Origin of the sequence: Devosia sp. Root436 (assembly GCF_001426345.1) — a bacterium.
In the GTDB taxonomy this organism is placed as follows: domain Bacteria; phylum Pseudomonadota; class Alphaproteobacteria; order Rhizobiales; family Devosiaceae; genus Devosia.
This window is the reverse complement of sequence record NZ_LMEM01000012.1, coordinates 178,447-197,500: the sequence shown is the minus strand read 5'-3', so window position 1 is coordinate 197,500 and position 19,054 is coordinate 178,447. Positions and strand designations below refer to the sequence as shown.

17 protein-coding genes, 1 tRNA gene and 2 rRNA genes (1 of these 20 cut by a window edge) are annotated in these 19,054 nt (G+C 62.9%); 15 read left to right on the top strand and 5 right to left on the bottom strand.

Features of this window, described 5'->3' with window-relative positions; all coding sequences use genetic code 11:
• The 6 genes from ASD04_RS13945 to ASD04_RS13920 form a co-directional block, all read left to right on the top strand.
• Positions 1 to 333, top strand: a 23S ribosomal RNA gene (locus ASD04_RS13945); it begins 2,390 nt to the left of the window's first position.
• Between the two features lie 129 nt (positions 334 to 462).
• Positions 463 to 578, top strand: a 5S ribosomal RNA gene (gene rrf, locus ASD04_RS13940).
• Positions 579 to 1,091: 513 nt separating this feature from the next.
• Positions 1,092 to 3,230: a mechanosensitive ion channel domain-containing protein gene (locus ASD04_RS13935; protein WP_056258063.1), complete on the top strand. Its 2,139-nt coding sequence runs from the start codon at positions 1,092 to 1,094 to the stop codon at positions 3,228 to 3,230.
• A gap of 333 nt (positions 3,231 to 3,563) precedes the next feature.
• Positions 3,564 to 4,781 carry a lytic murein transglycosylase gene (locus ASD04_RS13930; protein WP_056258061.1) on the top strand — a complete coding sequence of 406 codons (1,218 nt, stop codon included), beginning with the start codon at positions 3,564 to 3,566 and terminating at the stop codon, positions 4,779 to 4,781.
• Between the two features lie 174 nt (positions 4,782 to 4,955).
• On the top strand, positions 4,956 to 5,948 hold the full coding sequence (locus tag ASD04_RS13925) for an alpha/beta hydrolase (protein ID WP_244488324.1): 993 nt from the start codon (positions 4,956 to 4,958) through the stop codon (positions 5,946 to 5,948).
• 55 nt (positions 5,949 to 6,003) lie between these two features.
• Positions 6,004 to 6,615 (top strand): nucleotidyltransferase family protein, encoded by a 612-nt coding sequence (locus tag ASD04_RS13920; protein WP_056258059.1) that lies wholly within the window; start codon positions 6,004 to 6,006, stop codon positions 6,613 to 6,615.
• Here the strand turns inward: ASD04_RS13920 and ASD04_RS13915 are convergent, their stop codons facing one another.
• From ASD04_RS13915 to ASD04_RS19200, 3 genes are all read right to left on the bottom strand, one after another.
• Positions 6,616 to 7,026 carry a VOC family protein gene (locus ASD04_RS13915; protein ID WP_056258058.1) on the bottom strand — a complete coding sequence of 137 codons (411 nt, stop codon included), beginning with the start codon at positions 7,024 to 7,026 and terminating at the stop codon, positions 6,616 to 6,618.
• Between the two features lie 69 nt (positions 7,027 to 7,095).
• Positions 7,096 to 7,581: a bacterioferritin gene (gene bfr / locus ASD04_RS13910; protein ID WP_046135692.1), complete on the bottom strand. Its 486-nt coding sequence runs from the start codon at positions 7,579 to 7,581 to the stop codon at positions 7,096 to 7,098.
• Positions 7,547 to 7,858: a (2Fe-2S)-binding protein gene (locus ASD04_RS19200; protein WP_082531232.1), complete on the bottom strand. Its 312-nt coding sequence runs from the start codon at positions 7,856 to 7,858 to the stop codon at positions 7,547 to 7,549. Before ASD04_RS19200 ends, bfr begins: the two co-directional genes overlap by 35 nt.
• Positions 7,859 to 8,160: 302 nt before the next feature.
• Here ASD04_RS19200 and ASD04_RS13900 point away from each other — a divergent pair, with 302 nt between their 5' ends.
• Positions 8,161 to 9,423 carry a tetratricopeptide repeat protein gene (locus tag ASD04_RS13900; protein WP_056258054.1) on the top strand — a complete coding sequence of 421 codons (1,263 nt, stop codon included), beginning with the start codon at positions 8,161 to 8,163 and terminating at the stop codon, positions 9,421 to 9,423.
• A gap of 7 nt (positions 9,424 to 9,430) precedes the next feature.
• On the opposite strand, the gene ASD04_RS13895 is transcribed toward ASD04_RS13900, so the two are convergent.
• Both ASD04_RS13895 and ASD04_RS13890 read right to left on the bottom strand, forming a co-directional pair.
• A complete protein-coding gene (locus tag ASD04_RS13895; protein WP_244488322.1) occupies positions 9,431 to 10,126 on the bottom strand; it encodes a DUF599 domain-containing protein in 696 nt (231 codons plus the stop codon).
• Between the two features lie 154 nt (positions 10,127 to 10,280).
• Positions 10,281 to 11,318 carry an aldo/keto reductase gene (locus ASD04_RS13890; RefSeq protein ID WP_056258053.1) on the bottom strand — a complete coding sequence of 346 codons (1,038 nt, stop codon included), beginning with the start codon at positions 11,316 to 11,318 and terminating at the stop codon, positions 10,281 to 10,283.
• Between the two features lie 215 nt (positions 11,319 to 11,533).
• Between ASD04_RS13890 and ASD04_RS13885 the strand changes: the two genes are divergently transcribed.
• The 8 genes from ASD04_RS13885 (at position 11,534) to ASD04_RS13850 (ending at position 19,004) form a co-directional block, all read left to right on the top strand.
• Positions 11,534 to 11,610: transfer RNA gene (locus tag ASD04_RS13885), tRNA-Met, on the top strand.
• 385 nt (positions 11,611 to 11,995) lie between these two features.
• On the top strand, positions 11,996 to 12,886 hold the full coding sequence (locus ASD04_RS13880; RefSeq protein ID WP_056258050.1) for a LysR family transcriptional regulator: 891 nt from the start codon (positions 11,996 to 11,998) through the stop codon (positions 12,884 to 12,886).
• 130 nt (positions 12,887 to 13,016) lie between these two features.
• The gene (gene leuB / locus ASD04_RS13875; RefSeq protein WP_056258046.1) at positions 13,017 to 14,114 is read left to right on the top strand and encodes a 3-isopropylmalate dehydrogenase; all 1,098 of its coding nucleotides are present in this window, start codon (positions 13,017 to 13,019) and stop codon (positions 14,112 to 14,114) included.
• 41 nt (positions 14,115 to 14,155) lie between these two features.
• Entirely contained in the window at positions 14,156 to 15,577 is a 1,422-nt protein-coding gene (gene leuC, locus ASD04_RS13870) for a 3-isopropylmalate dehydratase large subunit (RefSeq protein WP_056258043.1), read from the top strand.
• 2 nt (positions 15,578 to 15,579) lie between these two features.
• Positions 15,580 to 16,230 carry a 3-isopropylmalate dehydratase small subunit gene (leuD, locus tag ASD04_RS13865; protein WP_082531231.1) on the top strand — a complete coding sequence of 217 codons (651 nt, stop codon included), beginning with the start codon at positions 15,580 to 15,582 and terminating at the stop codon, positions 16,228 to 16,230.
• Positions 16,231 to 16,280: 50 nt separating this feature from the next.
• Positions 16,281 to 17,042: an alpha/beta hydrolase-fold protein gene (locus tag ASD04_RS13860; RefSeq protein ID WP_056258040.1), complete on the top strand. Its 762-nt coding sequence runs from the start codon at positions 16,281 to 16,283 to the stop codon at positions 17,040 to 17,042.
• Between the two features lies 1 nt (position 17,043).
• Positions 17,044 to 17,883, top strand: coding sequence for an alpha/beta hydrolase-fold protein (locus tag ASD04_RS13855; RefSeq protein WP_056258037.1), 840 nt, complete (start codon positions 17,044 to 17,046; stop codon positions 17,881 to 17,883).
• Positions 17,884 to 17,978: 95 nt separating this feature from the next.
• On the top strand, positions 17,979 to 19,004 hold the full coding sequence (locus ASD04_RS13850) for a TRAP transporter substrate-binding protein (protein ID WP_056258033.1): 1,026 nt from the start codon (positions 17,979 to 17,981) through the stop codon (positions 19,002 to 19,004).
• Positions 19,005 to 19,054 lie beyond the last annotated feature (50 nt).

Sequence of the window (19,054 nt, the reverse complement as noted above, 5' to 3'; positions counted from 1 at the left end):
TCGCCATTTAAAGTGGTACGTGAGCTGGGTTTAGAACGTCGTGAGACAGTTCGGTCCCTATCTGCCGTGGGTGTAGGAATATTGAGAAGAGCTGACCCTAGTACGAGAGGACCGGGTTGGACGAACCTCTGGTGGACCTGTTGTGGCGCCAGCCGCATTGCAGGGTAGCTAAGTTCGGACGGGATAACTGCTGAAAGCATCTAAGCAGGAAGCCTCCTTCAAAACTAGTATTCCCTTGAGAGCCGTGGAAGACCACCACGTCGATAGGCCGGGTGTGGAAGCGTAGCAATATGTGAAGCTTACCGGTACTAATAGCTCGATTGGCTTGATCGTTCTCATTAATCTATGTCCGCATAGACTGTGAAATACGATCGGTTCAGAAATACACCAGACATTACTTCTTGCATGGGAAAGTAATGTCCGAATAACAAAACCAGAATTCACTCATACGTTTTTCGCTGACCTTGTGGTTTTTGCGAGGAGCCCAAGACCCGATCCCATCCCGAACTCGACCGTCAAATTCCTCTGCGCCAATGGTACTAAGTCTCAAGGCTTGGGAGAGTAGGTCGCTGCAAGGTCTGCCAAAAACGTATGATCTCTTTAGATGTCGAAACGAAATTGCAAACCCCTCACCGGAAACGGTGAGGGGTTTTTCGCTTTTTTGGCTTTGGACGCTTGCGGCGACGTTGCAGTCGTCTCCCTCCCCCTTGCGGGGAGGGATCAAGGGTGGGGGATGTTTGGCCTTGGATATGCGGGGCCGGCCGCAATGAGGCGAAGTGTCCACCTCAGGCACGGCGCCTGGGCAGTCCCCTTCTCCCCTTGCGGGAGAAGGTGCCCCTCCGGGTCGCGTAGCGCCCGAAGGCAAGCTTCGGGCGGACGAGGGGTTGGTTCCACGCTTATCCAAGCATGGGCGAGCGCGCCCCGAACGGCGCGGGCATGTCCTGTCGGGGCATTTCGTGCTCCACTCAAAACCATGTTGCGCGCCGGGACGGTTGAACCTTCCTGCCGCCTCAGCGTATCCACATTGGACAGGCACGTAACCGTGCCGCCCGCGCCGATCTCTGTTCCTGCCGAATTCGACGGATTTTCTCATGCGCCATCTGCTCCTGTTGCTGCTGTTCGTGCTCTCCCCGGTCGCCGCCATGGCGCAGGTTCCCGGGGTGATCCCGGCGCCAGCGGCGAGCAGTGACCCCGCAATCGACGAGCTGATCCGCATCATCGAGAATGATGAGACGCGGGCGGCCCTGCTCGAACGACTGAAGCAGACCGGGACAGAGACCCCGGCCCCGGCAGAGGCGCCGCCCGATCTCAGCATTGTCAGGCAACTGGCCGAATATACCAAGGCGGCGGCCGAGGGGACGTCGGCGACCTTGCGCTCGCTGGGGCAGGTTTTCGGCGACCTGCAGCAGGGGCTGAGCGGCACGCTCGATGCCGATCTCGAAGCCTTCCGCAACGTGGCGATCGGGGTGGTACTGGTGGCGGCGGGACTGTTCGGCAGCTTCCTGGCATTGCGGATCGTCGTGCTGTGGGCGCAGGGCGTCATTGCGCGGCGGGTCGGCGGACATGGCTGGGTGTCGCGCATCGTGGGGACGCTGGCGGCGGCATTGGTCGATTTCAGCTCGGTGCTGATCGCCTGGGCCATCGGCTATGCAGTGGCCCTCGTATTGGTGGGCGGCGCGACCGGCCGGATGGGCATCAACCAGTCGCTGCTGCTCAATGCGTTCCTGCTGGTGGAGCTCAGCAAGCTGGCGGCACGGGCGATCCTGTCGCCGCGCTTCGAAGCGCTGCGGCTGGTCAGGGTGGGCGACGACAATGCGGCCTATTGGTCGTTCTGGGTGGCGCGCATCATCTCGCTACTTGGCTATACATTCCTGTTCGTCACGCCCCTGCTGGCGGCCAACCTGTCGGCGGGCGCCGCGGCAGCGGTGCAGGTCTTGGTGATGGCGACGGCGGTCACCATCGGCATCGTCATCGTGCTGCAGAACAAGGACGATGTGCGGACCTGGCTGACCGGCATCTCGGCGCGGCGCGGCAATGACGGCACCGGCCAACTGCTGATCCTGCTCGGCAGCTGGTGGCATGTGGTGGCGATCATCTATCTGGTGACGCTGCTGGTGGTCTGGTTCGCCAATCCGGAACAGGCGCTACCCTTCATGCTCGGGGCCACCCTGCAGTCGCTGGTGGCCATCCTGGTCGGCGTCGTCATTGTCGGGTTCATTTCCCGCTTCGTCCGCGCCGGCCTGCGCCTGCCCGACGACATCAAGGCGCGGCTGCCGCTGCTCGAGGCGCGGCTGCAGGCCTTCGTGCCTACGGTGATGCAGGTGGTGCGCTGGGTGGTGATCCTGGGCGTGCTGCTGGCCATCGCACAGGCCTGGGCGCTGTTCGACTTTGTCGGCTGGATCGGCAGCGAGGGCGGGCAACAGGTTGCCGGCTCGGTCATCTCGGCGGCGCTGATCATCCTCGTCTGCGTGGTGCTGCATGTGGTGGTGGCGTCGTGGGTCGAATACCGGCTCAATACCAGCATCGGCAAGGTGCCGACGGCGCGCGAGAAAACGCTGCTGAACCTGTTCAAGAACGCCTTCACCATCGCGCTCGTGGTGTTCGGGCTGATGCTGGCGCTGGCCCAGGTCGGGGTCAATATCGCACCGCTCCTGGCGGGCGCCGGCGTGGTGGGCCTCGCCATCGGCTTCGGGGCACAGAAGCTGGTGCAGGACATCATCACCGGCATCTTCATCCAGTTCGAGAATGTGATGAACGAGGGCGACGTGGTCGCCGTGGGCACCACGTCGGGCGTGGTGGAAAAGCTCACCATCCGTTCGGTGACTATCAGGGACATGAGCGGCACCGTGCATCTGATCCCGTTTTCCTCGGTCGACCAGGTCAGCAACATGGTGCGCGGCTTCTCGTTCTACGTGGCCGAGTTCGAAGTGTCGCGCGACAGCGATATCGAAGAGGTCAAGCAGGCCATGCGCGATGCCTTTGCCGGGGTGATGGAGACCGAGCACAAGGATGTGATCCTCGACGACCTGGATCTGCAGGGGCTAATCGCCATCACGCCGGCCTCGATGAGCCTGCGGGCGCGCATCAAGACGCTGGCGGGCAAGCAATGGGGTGCCGGGCGGCTCTATAGCGAGCTGGTGATGCGGCTGTTCGACGAGCGCGGCATCCAGACGCCGACGCCGCGCGTGTCCTATGTGCCCGGCAAGGGCGGCACGTCCCTTCTCCCCTGAGAGAAGGCAGCAGTCCACCGGGCGTTGGCTCCCTCTCCCCTGAGGGGAGAGGGTGGGGTGAGGGGTTCAGGGCTGGTGAATGGCACAGCGCTAGACGCGGGTGCTGAACCCCTCACCCGACCCTGCGGGTCGACCTCTCCCCTCAGGGGAGAGGTGACTTCGGCTCCACTCCATATGCGATGGCCCTGCCTCCTGAGCTGAACCATTCGTGATCGGCGGGGTGGTTTGCCTTAAGCCGATCTTAATTTGGTGGGTTAAAATAGTGATACGCGCCAGTTGCGGCACAGGTGGCGCAGTCGTGACTTCTTGTCTTTGCGTATCACGAGGCCCGTCATGTTGCTGTCGAATGGCAGGACTTTTGCCCCTTTTCGTCGCCTTCCAGCGCTGGCGATTGCTGCCGCGCTGAGCTTTTCCCTGGTCGCGCCGGCCCTGGCCAACAGCGCCGATTTCGTGCGGCGGCTGTGGCCGCAGGCCGAGGCGCGCGGCGTCAGCCGGGCGGCCTTCGAGGCGGCCTTTTCGGGCTACAATTACATTCCCAAGATCATGGAGCTGACCCAGAAACAGCCGGAGTTTTCCCAGACCGTGCAGCAATATCTCGACAAGCGGGTGACGGCAGCGCAGGCGCAGAAGGGCAAGGCCATGCGCGCCGAATGGAACCAGACGCTGACCGGAAGCGAGCAGCGCTGGGGCGTGCAGCCGGAAATCGTGCTGGCCATCTGGGGTATGGAAACCAATTTCGGCGGCTTCATGGGTGGCGAGAACACTATCCACGCGCTGGCGACGCTGACCGAGGGCGGCTATCGCCCCGACTATTTCCGCGATGAGCTGCTGACCGCCCTGCGCATCGTCTCGGACGGGCATGTAAGCGCCCGTAACATGACGGGCTCATGGGCCGGCGCCATGGGGCATACCCAGTTCATGCCGTCCAGCTTCATGCGCTATGCAGTCGATTACAATGGCGACGGGCGCAAGGATATCTGGAATTCGGTGCAGGATGCGCTGGGCTCGACCGCCAACTATCTCGACAGCTTCGGCTGGCGTCCGGGAGAGACCTGGGGCTATGAGATCAAGCTCCCCAGCGGGTTCGATTTCGCCGCGGCGCGGCAGATCGAGAAGGCGCCGCTGAGCCAGTGGCAGGCCATGGGCATAAAGCGCGTATCGGGCCGGGCCTTTCCGCGGCCCGATGATGTGGGGCGCCTGTACATGCCGGCCGGCGCCAATGGCCCGGCCTTTCTGCTGCTGCCCAATTTCGATGTGATCAAGCGCTATAACAATTCGGACAGCTACGCCCTGGCGGTGGGACACCTGGCCGATCGCATCATCGGCGGCGGCGACTTCGCCACGCCATGGCCGGCGGGTGACTATGCGCTGACCAAGGCGCAACGGGCCGAGCTGCAGACGCTGCTCGGCAGGGCGGGGTTTGATGCCGGTTCGCCCGATGGCGTGGTGGGGCCACGCACGCGCGCGGCGGTGATCGCCTGGCAGACACGGGCCGGTTTGCCGGCCGATGGTCACATCTCCGGGAGGCTCCTGGAGGCGCTCAAACGTTAACAGTCTGTTAACAAATTCGGCCCAAAGTTAGCGCGCTTAAGTAGAGGGCAGGCTGGTCTCCGATTGTTCGAGGCGCCTGCCCTCGCCCATTTCGGGCGCCGGCGCGCTGCCACAAAATCCCCGGTTTTGCCGCCTATGCGGGCGGTCTCCCAAACGCTCTGGTAGCCAATGATCATGCCGTTTCGTCGCGCCCTGGCGGTGCTTTTCCTGCTATTTGTCCTGCCGGCCCAGGCCTTTGCGCTGTCGGTCATGGACCCCTTCAACCTGCCGGCATCGATGGATGGCGGCACGGTCAAGGCCGGCGACGGCGTGGCCTATGCCGATGGGCCGCGGCACAAGCTCGATGTCTACGCCCCCGAGACGCGGGGCAACTCGGCGCCGGTGGTGTTCTTCATCTATGGCGGCGGCTGGAACCGCGGCGAGCGCAGCGACTACCAGTTTGTCGGCCGGGCCCTAGCGTCGCGGGGCTTCGTCACCGTCATCGCCGACTATCGCCTGGTGCCTGAGGTGACTTATCCGGGCTTTCTTGAAGACAGCGCCAATGCGCTGCGCTGGGTGCAGGACAATATCGCCTCCTATGGCGGCGATCCGAATCGGCTGTTCCTCGCCGGTCATTCGGCCGGCGCCTACAATGCGGTGATGCTGGCGATGGACCCGTCCTTCCTGCGGGAATACGGGGTGACCATGCCTATCCTGGGCGTGGCGGCTCTGTCGGGACCCTATGATTTCTACCCCTTCGAATATGGCGAGGTGCAGAATGCCTTTGGCGCCGCGCCCAATCCGCAGGGTACGCAGCCGATCAACCTGGTGACGCCGGAAACGCCGCCGATGTATCTGGCGACCGGCACGACCGACCCGATCGTGCGGATGCAGAATACCGAGCGTTTCGGCCAGAAGCTCAAGGATAGCGGCGTCTGGGTCACCACGCGCTATTACGAGGGTTTCGGGCATATGGAGCCGGTTATCGCCATGGGCGCCCTGTGGCGCTGGCGCATGCCTGTTCTCGACGACATGGTGGCGTTTTTCCAGATGTTCGGGGCTTTCCCGAGCGGCGTACCCTATGTGGCGGTGGCGCCCGATCCGCCCGAGCAACTGCCTGATTCCATCGCGCCGATGGAGCAGATCGTCGATCAGCTCAACGCGATGTTCCAGCCGATCGAGAACTAGAAGCTCCGGATCCGTGGTGGCTGGACAGGGCCGTATGCTGCGCTAGCTTTCTGCGATGGCAGACCATCTCCGATTCTCCGGCGCATCTGCGCAGGCCCAGCAGGACGCGCTTGAAGCGATTATCCGCAACTCGCCACTGCTGATGGATGTGCTGCGCGGCATGCAGGCGCTGGCGCTGCCCGATATGCTGCTGGGCTCGGGAGCCATCTACAATAGTGTCTGGAACGTCTTGACCGAGCGGGCGCCGCTGACCGGCATCAAGGATGCCGATGTCGTCTATTTCGATGACAGCGACCTGTCCTATGAGGCAGAGGATGCGGCCATCCAGCGGGCGGCTGAACAGTTTGCGGATGTGCCGATCCCGGTCGAGTTGCGCAATCAGGCGCGGGTCCATATCTGGTTTCCGCAGAAGTTCGGCACGCCCTATCCTCAACTGAGATCCAGCGTGGATATGCTGAGCTATTTTGCTTCGCGCACCCATGCCGTAGCGGTACGGCTGGAAGCGGATGGGCAGCTGGGCATCTTCGCGCCGTTCGGCCTCGACGATATTTTCTCGTTCCGCATCACGCCCAATCCCGCGCTCGACAATGCCGCTACCCATACCGCCAAGGCGGCGCGGGCCAAGGCAGTGTGGCCGGAGCTGACGGTTGTGCCCTGGCCGGATTGATCAGGCGGGATCGAACTCGACCGAGTCAGCGGAGCGCCGGACCGGGCCGTGGAACACGGCCTCGATATTGTTGCCATCGGGATCGAGCACGAAGGCGCCGTAATAGCCGGGGTGATAGTGGCGCTCGCCGGGCCGGCCATTGTCCTTGCCGCCGGCGGCGAGGGCGGCCTTGTGGAAGGCATCGACCATTTCGCGGTCCCTGGCCTGGAAGGCCAGGTGGATGTGGGTCGGCCCCGTGCGGGCATCGGCGGCATCAACGAAGAGTTCATCGACCTGGAACCAGCCTTCGCCGGCATGCTCGATCCTGACGCCGAGCACGGCGAACACCTTTTCGTAGAAATAGCGCGTGGCCAGGTAATTCCGGGCGCGCAGGTGCACATGGTCGATGAGGCGGCCGGTATGCCAGGTCATGGGAGTCTCCGTCGGCTGGACAAGACAAAGCCGCCCGGAGGTGCCGGGCGGCTGGAACATGGCTTCGGTTTATTCGGCTTCGTCGGCGGACGCCGAATTGAGCTGGCCGTATTTCTCGACGCCGATCTTGTCGAGCAGTTCGAGCTGGGTTTCGAGGAAGTCGATATGGCCTTCCTCGTCGGTCAGGAGGGCCTCGAACAGGTTCTTGGAAACGTAGTCGCCCAGCTGTTCGCACAGCTCGCGGCTGGCCTTGTAGGCGGCGCGGGCGTCGTATTCGCCGGCGAGATCGGCTTCGAGCACTTCCTTGATGGTCTGGCCGATTCGCAACGGCGCGACGCGCTGCAGGTTGGGATGGCCTTCGAGAAAGATGATGCGCTCGATCAGCCGATCGGCATGGTGCATTTCTTCAATGGATTCAGCGCGTTCCTTGGAAGCCAGCTTCTTGTAGCCCCAATCGTCGAGAAGACGAAAATGGACCCAATACTGATTGACCGCACCGAGTTCGAGGAAGAGGGCTTCGTTAAGCCGCTCGATGACTTGTGCTTCGCCTTTCACGACGTACTCCACTCCGTTGCTGCTTGAGCTTTTCGAGCCCGGTCGGAAGCGAGAGGACGTCGCCTGACTGTTGGGCTTGCTGCGAGTGGTAGTTTTCGGTGACGCGGACGATAATGTCCACCACATTCGGCACGCAGCCGCCGCATTTGGCGCGGCGGCTGAGCTCGGAATAGACCTTGGCCGGAACCACCAGCTGCCACGGATCGGCGCGGAGCAAGTCGAGGACGATATCCTCGATCTCCTTGCTGGTAATCATGTTGCACTGGCAGACGAGCATGGTGGTGCGACGGGTCGGATGGAGCTTGCTGGCCGCATAAAGCGATCTGATTAGGTGAATGTCAATGTCAGATAATGTCGCATTCCTAATGGAATGCGTCCTTCTATGGCCGCAGCGCGCTTGCGCGCTTCGCGGTCCTAATATGTCACGTCCCTAGCGGGCCGCGCCATACTAGGGCCACGCTGCGGCTGCGCCGCTGCCGTGGTCATAATGTCGTGCTCGATAGTTCCTGTGGCGCCCGCTTGCTCCATGGCCCGGCTCGGATAGAGTGGCGCTGCGGCTGGGGCGGAGGAGACAGGTTCATGACCGGATTGAAACGCTTTCGGCGGGGCCTGCTGCTGGCAGTGGCGTCGTCGGCAAGCCTTGTGGCTTCGGCAGCGCTGGCCGGGCCGGCTTTCGATGCCTGTGCAGCCGCTGCGGCGAGTCAGTTCGAGACCGGGTTCGAAAGCATCGGCCGTGAGAGCTGGGAGATCGATACCGATACGGCCATTGCGGCCTGCACCAGGGCCCTGGCGGAAGAGCCAGGCTCCAGCCAGGTCAAGGGCTGGCTGGCGCGAGCCTATTTCGCCGCCGGCGATACCGGGAGCGCCGTGCCCCTGTTCGAGGAAGCGGCCGCGGCCGGCAATGTGGTGGCGCTGGCCATCTTCGGGGACATGCTCACCACCGGCGATGGTGTCGAGGTGGATATGGAGCGCGGGGCGCGGCTGCTGACACAGGGCGCCGAGGCCGGGTTTGCGCTGGCGCAGAACAGCCTGGGGCTGAGCTATGATTTCGGCGAGGGGCTGGCGCAGGATTATACGCAGGCGGCGCGCTGGTACCGCGCAGCGGCCGAGCAGGGCATGAGCAAGGGCCAGTCCAACCTGGGGCTGATGTATCAGGAAGGGCTGGGCGTGCCGCGCGACTATGTGGCCGCTGCCGCCTGGTTCGAGCTGGCAGCGGCACAGGGCGACGCCTCCGGCCAGGTCAATCTGGGCAAGCTGCTGCAGGATGGACAGGGCCAGAAGGCCGACCCGGCGCGGGCGGCCGAACTCTACCGGCTCGCCGCCGACCAGGGCGACATGTATGGCCAGAACAATCTGGCCTTCCTGCTCGAAAATGGCGTGGGCGTCCCGGCCGATGCCACCGCGGCTGCCGAACTTTACCAGCAGGCCGCCGACCAGGGCCTGGCGCTGGCCAAGCATAACCTGGCCCTGCTCTACGAGGATGGGAGCGGCGTGACGCAGGACTATGCGCGCGCGCTGGAGCTTTACCGCGAGGCCGCCGAAGGCGGTGAGATGCGCGCCGCAGTCAATCTCGGTCTGCTCTATCTCGATGGCCTGGGCACCGAGGTCGACTATGCCGAGGCGCTCAAATGGACGCAGCTGGCGGCTGATAGCGGCCAGCCCATCGCGCTCAACAATATGGGTCATATCTACGAGAACGGCCTTGGCGTCGCGGCCGACCGGTCTGCCGCTATCACCTATTACCAGCAGGCGGCCGACCAGGGCTATCAGCTCGCCGCCGACAATCTGGCGCGGCTGACGGGGCCCGCGACACCGGGCGCCGGCAAGACCAAGACCAAATAGCGCGTGGCTAGCGCTGCTTTTCCTGCTGGCGCCGGGCCGCGATGATGGCGGCCGAGGCGGCGGTGCGGTGGGCCGAGGAAAAGAATTCGCGATGCGTCAGGATCAGGATGGTCGCGACGCAGGCGGCGATCGGCAGCCATTCGGAGACGAACCAGGCCACGGTGGCCACCGAGAAGTAATAGGCGCGGACGCCACTGTTGAAGTTGCGGGCGCCGAGCGCATTCATCGCGGTGATGGCGTCGATCTCCGGCTCGGAAATCGGGCTGGCATGATCGAGCGCGCCCAGCATGATGCAGAAATGGTTGAACTGGCGCAGCGACAGGGTGAAGGCGAAAAAGGCCAGCACGAACATGGTCAGCATGACCGCCAGATGCAGTTGCACGTCGAGCGTGGTGTAGACCCGGCCAAGCGACAGCGAATTGAGCGTGTTCATCAGCGCCGGCACCTGGCCGAACACCGCGAAGATGGCGAGGATCAACAGGACCGCGGTGGAAGCGAGAAAGCTCACCGAGCCCATGATGTTGCCCGAGAGGATAGCGTCGAACGGGGATTCGCGCAGGGCGGCATTCGCCACCCACCGGCGGCGCTGCATGTTCATGATGGAGGACAGTGACGGCCGCAGCCGCTCCACCATCGGCACGATGATGTTGTAGGCGAAGTAGCAGATGAGCGGAAACAGGGTGGATATAAGCGTCGTCGACAAGGGCAACCCCATTCAGGCCTGAATGCGCACCTGCTTCTCATAGCCCACCGTGTCATTCCCGCGAAAGCGGGAATCTCCCTTGTGCCGGTGCCAGAAGGGGATTCCCGCTTTCTCTGGGAATGGGGCAGGCGGCGGCGAGGTCGCCCACCCTGCCTCAGATCGTACGCGGATAGCGGCGGTGGATGGCGTCGATCTCGGCCAGTAGCTCGGGCGGCAGCACCAGGTCGCGGGCGCCGATAGCGTTGGCCAGCTGGGCCGTGCTGGTGGCGCCGATGATGACCGAGGTCATGAACGGGCGGGTCAGCGCGAAGGCGATGGCCATCTGCGCCGGGTCGAGCCCATGGCGGGACGCGAGGGCGAAATAGGCCTTGGCGGCAGTCTCGGAATGTTCATTGAGCCGCCAGAAGCCCTTCTGGTAGTCGCCCCGGCTGCCCTTGGGCATCTGGCCGTCAAAATACTTGCCGGTGAGCAGGCCGCCCGCCAGCGGCGAATAGGCGAGCAGGCCCACATCCTCGTGGTGGCTGAGTTCGGCCAGGTCGAGATCGAAGTGGCGGCGCAGCAGGTTGTATTCGTTCTGCACCGAGACCAGGCGCGGCAGGCCTCTCCGCTCGGCGATGCGCAGCCATTGGGCAATGCCCCAGGTGGTCTCGTTGGAGACGCCGGCATGGCGCAGCTTGCCCTCCCTGATCAGCGCGTCCAGCGTTTCCAGCATGTCCTCGATATTGGCCAGGGCATCTGCTGTGTCCTGCTCGTGGGGCTTGTAGGTCCAGGAGCCATCGAAATTGTAGCTGCCGCGACCGGCCCAATGGATCTGGTAGAGATCGATGCGGTCGGTCTGCAGGCGTTTCAGGCTGGCTTCGAAGGCCTGGCGCAGGGTCTTGCCGGTGGTGCGGCTGCCGTCGCGCATGAAATCCACCGGTCCGCCCGCGACCTTGGAGGCCAGGATCCACTGGTCGCGCTTGCCTGATGCCTTGAACCAGTTGCCGATGATTTCCTCGGTGCGGCCCGAGGTCTGCGGGCTGCGCGGCACGGCATAGAGTTCGGCCGTGTCCATGAAATTGAGGCCGGCCTCGAGCGCCATGTCGATCTGGGCGTGGCCTTCGGCCTCACTATTCTGGCTGCCCCAGGTCATGGTGCCCAGACAGATTTCAGTGACCTGGAGGTCGGTGCGGCCAAGCGGCTTCAGTTTCATGGAATATCCTGGCAACTGGTATGGAAGATTGGCGCACACTAACCGATGCCGCCGAAATTAACAGGCTCGCGCGGCACTATTTCGCGCCGTCAAAAAAGCGTCACCCACGCGCCTTTAGGGGTTGAGCTATGCCGCCCGACCCCCTATATACGCCTCACGTCGCGACTGAGGTCGCAGTGATGACGGCCCCACCGGCACTGTTATCGACTGATTGACGCGGGATGGAGCAGCCCGGTAGCTCGTCAGGCTCATAACCTGAAGGTCGCAGGTTCAAATCCTGCTCCCGCAACCAAAAAACCCCAGTTAAGCCAAGTGCTTAGCTGGGGTTTTCCTTTTCTGGACAGGTGGCGGCTCTAGGTGCCGGAATCATATCGGAATCAGATAGAGCGAAGCGGCTGGGTAGAAAAAGGCGGCTTCATGCTGTTCACGGTGTCGGATCTCTCCTCCAAGAGCGCCTTCTGCTAATTGCATGTGCGCAGATGCGGCGGTCGCAAGCGGGCTCTGAGCACGCGGCGCCCAAGTCGCAGCCCACCGCCCACGGTGCTCAGCGACAGAGGCACCGAGTTCACCAGCATGGCGATCCTGCGCCGGTCTCAGGACCGACTAACTGTGAGCACAGACTTGCTGGATTAGAATGGAGTCGGCTAGATCGGCTCAGTGGCCAAAGGGGAGGCAATGTGCGTTTTGACCTGCTGACGATTGAGTTGTTTATCGCCATCTGCGATGCCGCGAGCATTGCGAAGGCCGCCGAGCAGAAAAACATAGCGGCTTCGGCGGTGAGCAAGCGCATTTCCGATCTCGAGGCAAAGCTGGAGACGTCGCTGTTTCACCGCGGGGTCAAGGGCCTGGAATTGACGCCCGCAGGGCACACCTTCCTCTATCATTCGCGATCCATCCTGCGCGATCTGCGGCAGATGGAACTGGGTCTCGCCCATCACGGAAAGGGGCTGAGCGGACAGGTCCGGGTCTTTGGCAGCGTGTCCACTATCATCCAGCATCTACCCTCCGATCTGCGCGAGTTCCTGCTGCTCCACCCCTCGATCCGGGTGGAGCTTGAGGAGGGCACCAGCAAGCAGGCGGTGGATGCCGTGGCGGAAAATGCTGCAGATATCGGCGTGTTCGGTGGCGTCATGCCTCGCCCCGGCCTGCGCATCTTCCCCTATCGAACCGACAGGCTCGCTGTTCTTGCGCCTGCGGGGCATGCGTTTGTGGGTCGTGAATCGATCCGCTTCGACGAACTGGTGGGGCATCAGATGGTCGGCCCGATGCAGGGCAGCTTTCTCGATTCCATCGTCATGCGCGCCGCCGCCGACCTGAACAAGCCGCTGACGATGCCGATCCGCGTGAATGGCTTTGAAACCGTCGCGGCTATGGTCGAGGCAGAGCTTGGAGTAGGCCTCGTTCCGGAGGCTTGCGGGGCCCGCTATGTGGGCGGGGGCAAGGTTTATATGTGCATGCTCGATGAACCCTGGGCGACGCGGCAATGGAATATCTGCGTCCAGGAAAACAACACGCAGCCTTCTGTGGAGATGCTGGTCAACTTCCTGCGGCGCAGCATTCCCACCTGAACCCACGCATCGTCAAACACGATGCCGGCATGGCGAAGCACGACTTCGACTTTGCCTTCCCGCCCCCTAGTGTCCCGATGTCGCTCGGTTTTCCGCGCGGCGGACATCAGTGACACATGGGGCTTGCAAGTTGAAAATCGCTGTTCTTCCGGGCGACGGAATTGGGACCGAGGTGACTGCCGAGGCGGTAAAGGTGCTCAAGGCCGCTATCGGTACAGACTATAGCCTGGACCTGCAGGAAGCACCGATCGGTGGCGCAGGGCTCGATGCCGAGGGAACCGCGCTGCCGCCACGGACGCTTGAGCTCGCCCGCAATTCGGACGCCATCCTCCTCGGTGGCACCGGCGTAATCGAGGATGAGCGCCGTCCGCCGCTCGAAGGCGCCGGCAATGGCCTGTTGCGCCTGCGGCGCGCGCTTACGCTCTATGCAAACCTGCGCCCGGTCGTTCTGCTGCCGGAACTGCTCGACGCCTCGACCTTGAAGCCTGAGGTCGTCAAGGGCGTCGACATGCTCATAATCCGCGAGTTGAACGGCGATCTGTATTTCGGCGAACCGCGGGGCATTTCAACCGATGAGTCGGGAGAACGCTTCGGCATCAACACCATGCGGTATTCAGAATCCGAGATTCGCCGGATCGCCCACTTTGCCTTCAAGGCTGCACGCGCGCGCCGGGGCAAGCTGTGTTCGGTCGACAAGTCCAATGTCCTCGAAACGATGGCCCTGTGGCGCGAAATCGTCATCGAGGTTGGCCGCGAATATCCGGACGTCGAATTGCGTCACCTCTATATCGATGCAGCGTCCATGGCACTGATCCGGGATCCGCGCCAGTTCGACGTCATTGTGACCGGCAACGTGTTCGGGGATATCCTTTCAGACGCTGCCGCCATGCTGGCAGGATCAATCGGCATGCTGCCATCGGCGTCACTGGGGCCAGGCAAGCTGGGGCTTTATGAACCGGTGCATGGCACCGCTCCAGATATTGCCGGACGGAACATAGCCAATCCACTGGCGGCAGTGCTCTCGGCGGCGATGATGCTGCGTCACTCCTTCGACATGGACGATCGTGCCTGCCTCATCGAGCAGGCAGTACGCAATGTCCTGCGTGACGGTCATCGCACCATCGATCTTTGCCGGGCGGGCGAGAAAAGCATCGGCACCAGAGAAATGGGAGACGCGGTCGTTGACGCGGCCCTGCGCCTAAGACGCGACGGCCTTCCGGCTTCCTGACGACCGCCCCACCCTCATCGAGTCAACCCACCGATAGCAACATGGCACCAGATATCAACAATACTCCCCGGAGCATGCTGGACAAGATCTGGGCGCGGCACGCCATACTGGAGCGCCCGGATGGCGAGACCCTGCTCTACGTGGATCGCCATCTCATTCACGACGGCTATCAGCCGGCATTCGAGTTTCTGGAGGAGCGCGGCTTGCCTGTCCGCTTTCCCCAGCAGGTTTTCGCGACGCCGGATCACTATGTGCCGACCGATGAGCGCCGGGTCGCCGGGATACGCAGCGCCGAGCGGCGAGGCATGGTTGAAAACCTGGTGGCGAAGTCGCGGGAATACGGCATCACCCTGTTCGAGCTGGACGACCTTCGCCAGGGCATCGTCCATGTGATCGGGCCCGAGCAGGGCATCAGCCAACCGGGCATGACGATCGTCTGCGCCGACAGCCACACCTCCACCCATGGCGCCCTGGGTGCGCTGGCCTTCGGTGTCGGCATGACCCAGGCCGCTCAGGTGCTCGCCACGCAGACCCTGTGGCAGCGCAAGCCGAAGTCGATGCGCATTTCGGTTGAAGGAGAGCTGGGCTTCGGCGTCACAGCCAAGGATATCATCCTTGCCATTATCCGGCGCATTGGTGCGGCCGGTGCCGTGGGCCATGTCATCGAATATGGCGGATCGGCCATCCGGGCGCTCTCGATCGAGGGTCGGCTGACGGTCTGCAACATGTCGATCGAAGCCGGCGCCCGTGCGGGCATGATCGCTCCGGACCAGACCACGTTCGACTACATTGCCGGCAAGCCCTTTGCGCCCAAGGGCGAGGCCTGGGCACCAGCCGTGCAGCGCTGGACCGAAACCGCCTCTGACCCGGGTGCGGTTTTCGATCGCGAGATTGTGCTCGACGCTGCCGACATCGCGCCGATGGTGACCTGGGGTACCAGCCTCGAGGACGTGGTGCCCATTGATGGACACATCCCAGACCCCGCCAATGCAAAGACGGTCGAGGACCGGGAGCGCATGACCAAGGCGCTCGACTATATGGGCCTTGTCCCCGGAACGCCGCTCTCGCAGGTCGCGATCGACCGTGTCTTCATCGGCTCCTGTACCAATGGCCGCATCGAGGATCTTCGTGCCGCAGCTGCCATGCTCGGAGGGCGCAAGGTCCAATCCGGCGTCGAAGCCTGGGTGGTGCCCGGGTCGGGCCTGGTCAAGCAGCAGGCCGAGAGCGAGGGGCTCGACGTCATCTTTCGTGATGCCGGTTTTCAGTGGCGCGAGGCCGGGTGCTCGCTGTGCCTTGGCACCAACGGAGAGACGGTGTCGTCGGGCCAGCGCTGCGCCTCGACCTCCAACCGGAATTTTGTCGGACGCCAGGGCCGTGGCGCCCGCACGCATCTGCTGAGCCCGCAAATGGCCGCAGTTGCAGCGGTTACAGGCCGGCTGACCGATATTCGCGGAGGGTACTGACCATGAAACCATTTGGGACCGTCAGTGGCGTCGCCGTCCCCATCGAAGGCGAGAATGTCGACACCGATCAGATCCTGCCTGCCCGTTTCCTGCCCAAGCCGCGCAATGGCGGGTTCGGCCAGTACCTGTTTCACGACATCCGCTTCGATGACAGCGGCACAGAAAAGCCGGACTTCATTCTCAACCGACCCGCCTTTCGCGGGGCGAGTGTCCTGATCGGCGAGGCCAATTTCGGCTGCGGCTCGTCGCGAGAAAATGCCGTCTGGGCAATCGCCGACTATGGCATCCGTGCCGTCATCGCACCCAGCTTTGGCGATATTTTCTACAGCAACAACATCAAGAACGGCGTTCTGCCGGTGGTGCTGACAAAAGACGACGTGGCCAGACTGATCGAAGACCAGCTTCACGAGCCCGGACAGCCGGTAACGGTCAATCTGCAGGAGCAGACGGTCACTGCCGGCAATCGCGTCTATCACTTCAAGATCGACGAGTTTTCCCGCCATTGCCTGCTCCACGGCATCGACGAGCTTGATTACACCCTGTCACAGCTCGATGCGATCGATGCATTCGCGGCACGGAGGGCCGCCGAGGAGGGCTGGCCAGCGCAGGCACCACGCACAGCTTCGGCCTCCGACGACGGGGCCAATATCTAGGATTTGGTGGTCGGCCGGGAGGGCCGCGCCGCAGGGAGGACGAGTTCGGCATGGCCGACATGAGGATCAAGTTCCTGGCGACATCAGTGCAGATGCAGATGCATCTGGGGGTATTCCTGCCCGATGCCGCCATTGCCGCTTCAGACAGCATTCCGGCCAGCGGGCTGAAGACGCTATGGCTGCTGCACGACGCCGGTGGCGACGACAGCGACTGGATGCGGCTGTCGATGGTCGAGCATTATGCACAGGCCGCAGGCGTGGCGCTGATCATGCCCAGCATGGACAATTCCATGTATATAGACATGGCATATGGCGGCTATCCCTACTTCCGCTATCTGACCGAAGACCTGCCCAACCATGTGCGCAACCTGGTTCGCGTCCTCTCGGTCCGGCCAGAAGACAACTACGTTGCCGGCGTCGGCGTGGGTGGCTATGGGGCGCTGAAATGGGCGCTGCGCTTCCCCGATGCCTTTGCCGCCGCCGCTGCCTTTTCAGCGCCGATCGATATTGTCGGCGCGCTCCGCCGGCAGGAGGATGCGGGCGGGCTGGCAAACGACTGGGCGGCCGCTTTCGGTAGTGCTGCCGCGGTTGAAGGCACCCCCGACGACCTGCTTTTGCTGGCGCGGGGCCGCTCAAACAGCGCGCCGACCGCGCTCTATGTTGATGCAGGCCTGGCCGACGAGGCATCCCTCCCTCCTGCATTTGCGCCCCTGAAATCCCCCGGGGCGCCCGACATGGCCGGCTGGCCGTATTGGGACAGCCGGATACGGGCGTTCATCGATGACATCGTCTTGTCCGCGGAGGCGCGCTGACATGTCCCGGATCGAATTCAGCTACCATTCAAAATCGCTCGGCTACCGTACCAAGGTCACCGCGATCGTGCCCTCGCTCGACTGGATCGAGATGATGCGGGGGATGGGCGACAATGACTTTATCGGCACCCGTTTTCCCGCGCTCTGGCTGCTTCATGGCACATCCGGGGACAATGATTGCTGGACCCGCTTCACCCGCATCGAAAGCTGGGCCGAGCAGAACCGCATCGCCGTGTTCATGCCCGATGCCAGGCTGTCTGCCTATTCGGACATGGACAAGGGGCCCGCGCACTACACCCACATCGTCGACGAGCTTCCCGAAGTTTGCCGGACGCTCTTCCCAATCCTGGAAGGGCGAGCCAACAACTTCATCGGCGGCCTATCGATGGGGGGATACGGCGCCCTCAAGATTGGCCTGCGCAATCCGGACCGTTATTCGCTCATCCTGAACCTGTCCGGCGGCGTCGACCGGGTGATGCATATCGAGCGGACGATCCGGGAAGGACGGCAGACCGGCCTTCACAACCTCAATGCGATGAAGGTCACCTTTGGCGACCTGTCCGCCGTAAAGGGCGGAATCCACGACGTGTTTGGGCTGGTCGAGCAATTGTCACGCTCCGGCCGGCCCAAGCCAAAGATTTTTACCTCGATCGGCACGCTCGACCCTCACTGGGATGAAAATCTCCGGCTGCGGTCGCTGCTGATCAAGAACGACTTCGATGTCCACTGGGAACAGGGGCCCTTCATCCACGACTGGACCAACTGGAACCACTACATCGAGCACGCCCTGAAATGGGCAGCGGACCAATGGGGAGACAAATCAAAGGAGATCGACTGGTAGTGCCGACACGAGCAGCGAAATGCGCTGTCTGAGAATACGCGCGGCAGGAAGGACATGAGGTCCGCAGCAAGCCGCCACGAAAAGGGAGTATCCGAATGTACAACAGAATTTCGAACGCCGTTTCCGCTTTTTCCGCCGCAATGGTCGTAGCGGCCGGCGCTCTTCTGGCCGGCACGGCCGGTTCGCACGCGCAGGATGTCGAGTATCCCGACGTTACCCTGCGCCTGGCGCATGATATCGGCGAGGCGCATCCGACCCACCAGGCCATGGTGCGCTGGCAGGAGTTGCTGGCCGAGAGGACCGGCGGCAAGATGAAGCTCCAGATTTTCCCCAACGCCATCCTCGGCTCGACGGACAGCCAGATCACCCAGCTTCAGGAAGGTTCGCTCGACATCGTCGTTATCGGCGGCGTCAGCCTGCTCGGCAAGTTCAACGAAGAAGCCAATATCGAACTGATCCCGTTCCTGTTCTCCAGCAATGCGTCGGCCATGAAGGCATTCGACGGCGCATTCGGGGACTGGGTCGCCGAGAAGATCATCGAGCCAGCCGGCTTCAAGCCGATGGCCTACCTCATCAACGGCCTGCGTCACGCAGGGACGAGCGTGCGCCCCATCGTCAAGCCCGAAGATATGGCCGGCCTCAAGTTCCGGGTGTCCAACGTCGCGCTGCTGGTCGAGTTCTTCGAGGAAATGGGCGCAACGGCGGTGCCCATGGCCTTCACGGAAGTCTTCACCGCCCTCCAGCAGGGCACGGTCGATGGCTTCGAGAACCCGGCGGCGGTCTTCAACGCCAACCGCTTCGATGAAGTGACCAAGTATCTTTCGCTCACCGGTCACGCGTTCACGTCCTATGTGCCGATCATGAACATCGAGAAGTTTGACGCCTATCCGCAGGAGGTCCGCGACGTGCTCATGGAGACCGCTCACGAGGCGGCCGAATACCAGCATGAGCTGATGTACGCCTATGAGGACCAGTCGGTGCTGGACCTTGCCGCGCGCGGCATGGAGGTCAATGAAGTCGACCGCGATGCATTCGTCGCCGCGGTCCAGCCGATCTGGGAACGCTTCATCGCCAAGTATGGCGACGAGGGCATCAATCTGGCGCTCGAAGGCCAGAAGTAGCCGATCATCGCGGGCGGCCTTCCGGCCGCCCGCCAATCACCAAAAAAGGG

What these genes read in the sequence shown, in the direction of transcription:
- ASD04_RS13935 (WP_056258063.1), top strand. Translation starts at nt 1,092, where the DNA reads ATGCGCCATCTGCTCCTGTTGCTGCTGTTCGTGCTCTCCCCGGTCGCC.
- ASD04_RS13930 (WP_056258061.1), top strand. Translation starts at nt 3,564, where the DNA reads ATGTTGCTGTCGAATGGCAGGACTTTTGCCCCTTTTCGTCGCCTTCCA.
- ASD04_RS13925 (WP_244488324.1), top strand. Translation starts at nt 4,956, where the DNA reads ATGCCGTTTCGTCGCGCCCTGGCGGTGCTTTTCCTGCTATTTGTCCTG.
- ASD04_RS13920 (WP_056258059.1), top strand. Translation starts at nt 6,004, where the DNA reads ATGGCAGACCATCTCCGATTCTCCGGCGCATCTGCGCAGGCCCAGCAG.
- ASD04_RS13915 (WP_056258058.1), bottom strand. Translation starts at nt 7,026, where the DNA reads ATGACCTGGCATACCGGCCGCCTCATCGACCATGTGCACCTGCGCGCC.
- ASD04_RS19200 (WP_082531232.1), bottom strand. Translation starts at nt 7,858, where the DNA reads ATGCTCGTCTGCCAGTGCAACATGATTACCAGCAAGGAGATCGAGGAT.
- ASD04_RS13900 (WP_056258054.1), top strand. Translation starts at nt 8,161, where the DNA reads ATGACCGGATTGAAACGCTTTCGGCGGGGCCTGCTGCTGGCAGTGGCG.
- ASD04_RS13890 (WP_056258053.1), bottom strand. Translation starts at nt 11,318, where the DNA reads ATGAAACTGAAGCCGCTTGGCCGCACCGACCTCCAGGTCACTGAAATC.
- leuC (WP_056258043.1), top strand. Translation starts at nt 14,156, where the DNA reads ATGGCACCAGATATCAACAATACTCCCCGGAGCATGCTGGACAAGATC.
- leuD (WP_082531231.1), top strand. Translation starts at nt 15,580, where the DNA reads ATGAAACCATTTGGGACCGTCAGTGGCGTCGCCGTCCCCATCGAAGGC.
- ASD04_RS13860 (WP_056258040.1), top strand. Translation starts at nt 16,281, where the DNA reads ATGGCCGACATGAGGATCAAGTTCCTGGCGACATCAGTGCAGATGCAG.
- ASD04_RS13855 (WP_056258037.1), top strand. Translation starts at nt 17,044, where the DNA reads ATGTCCCGGATCGAATTCAGCTACCATTCAAAATCGCTCGGCTACCGT.
- ASD04_RS13850 (WP_056258033.1), top strand. Translation starts at nt 17,979, where the DNA reads ATGTACAACAGAATTTCGAACGCCGTTTCCGCTTTTTCCGCCGCAATG.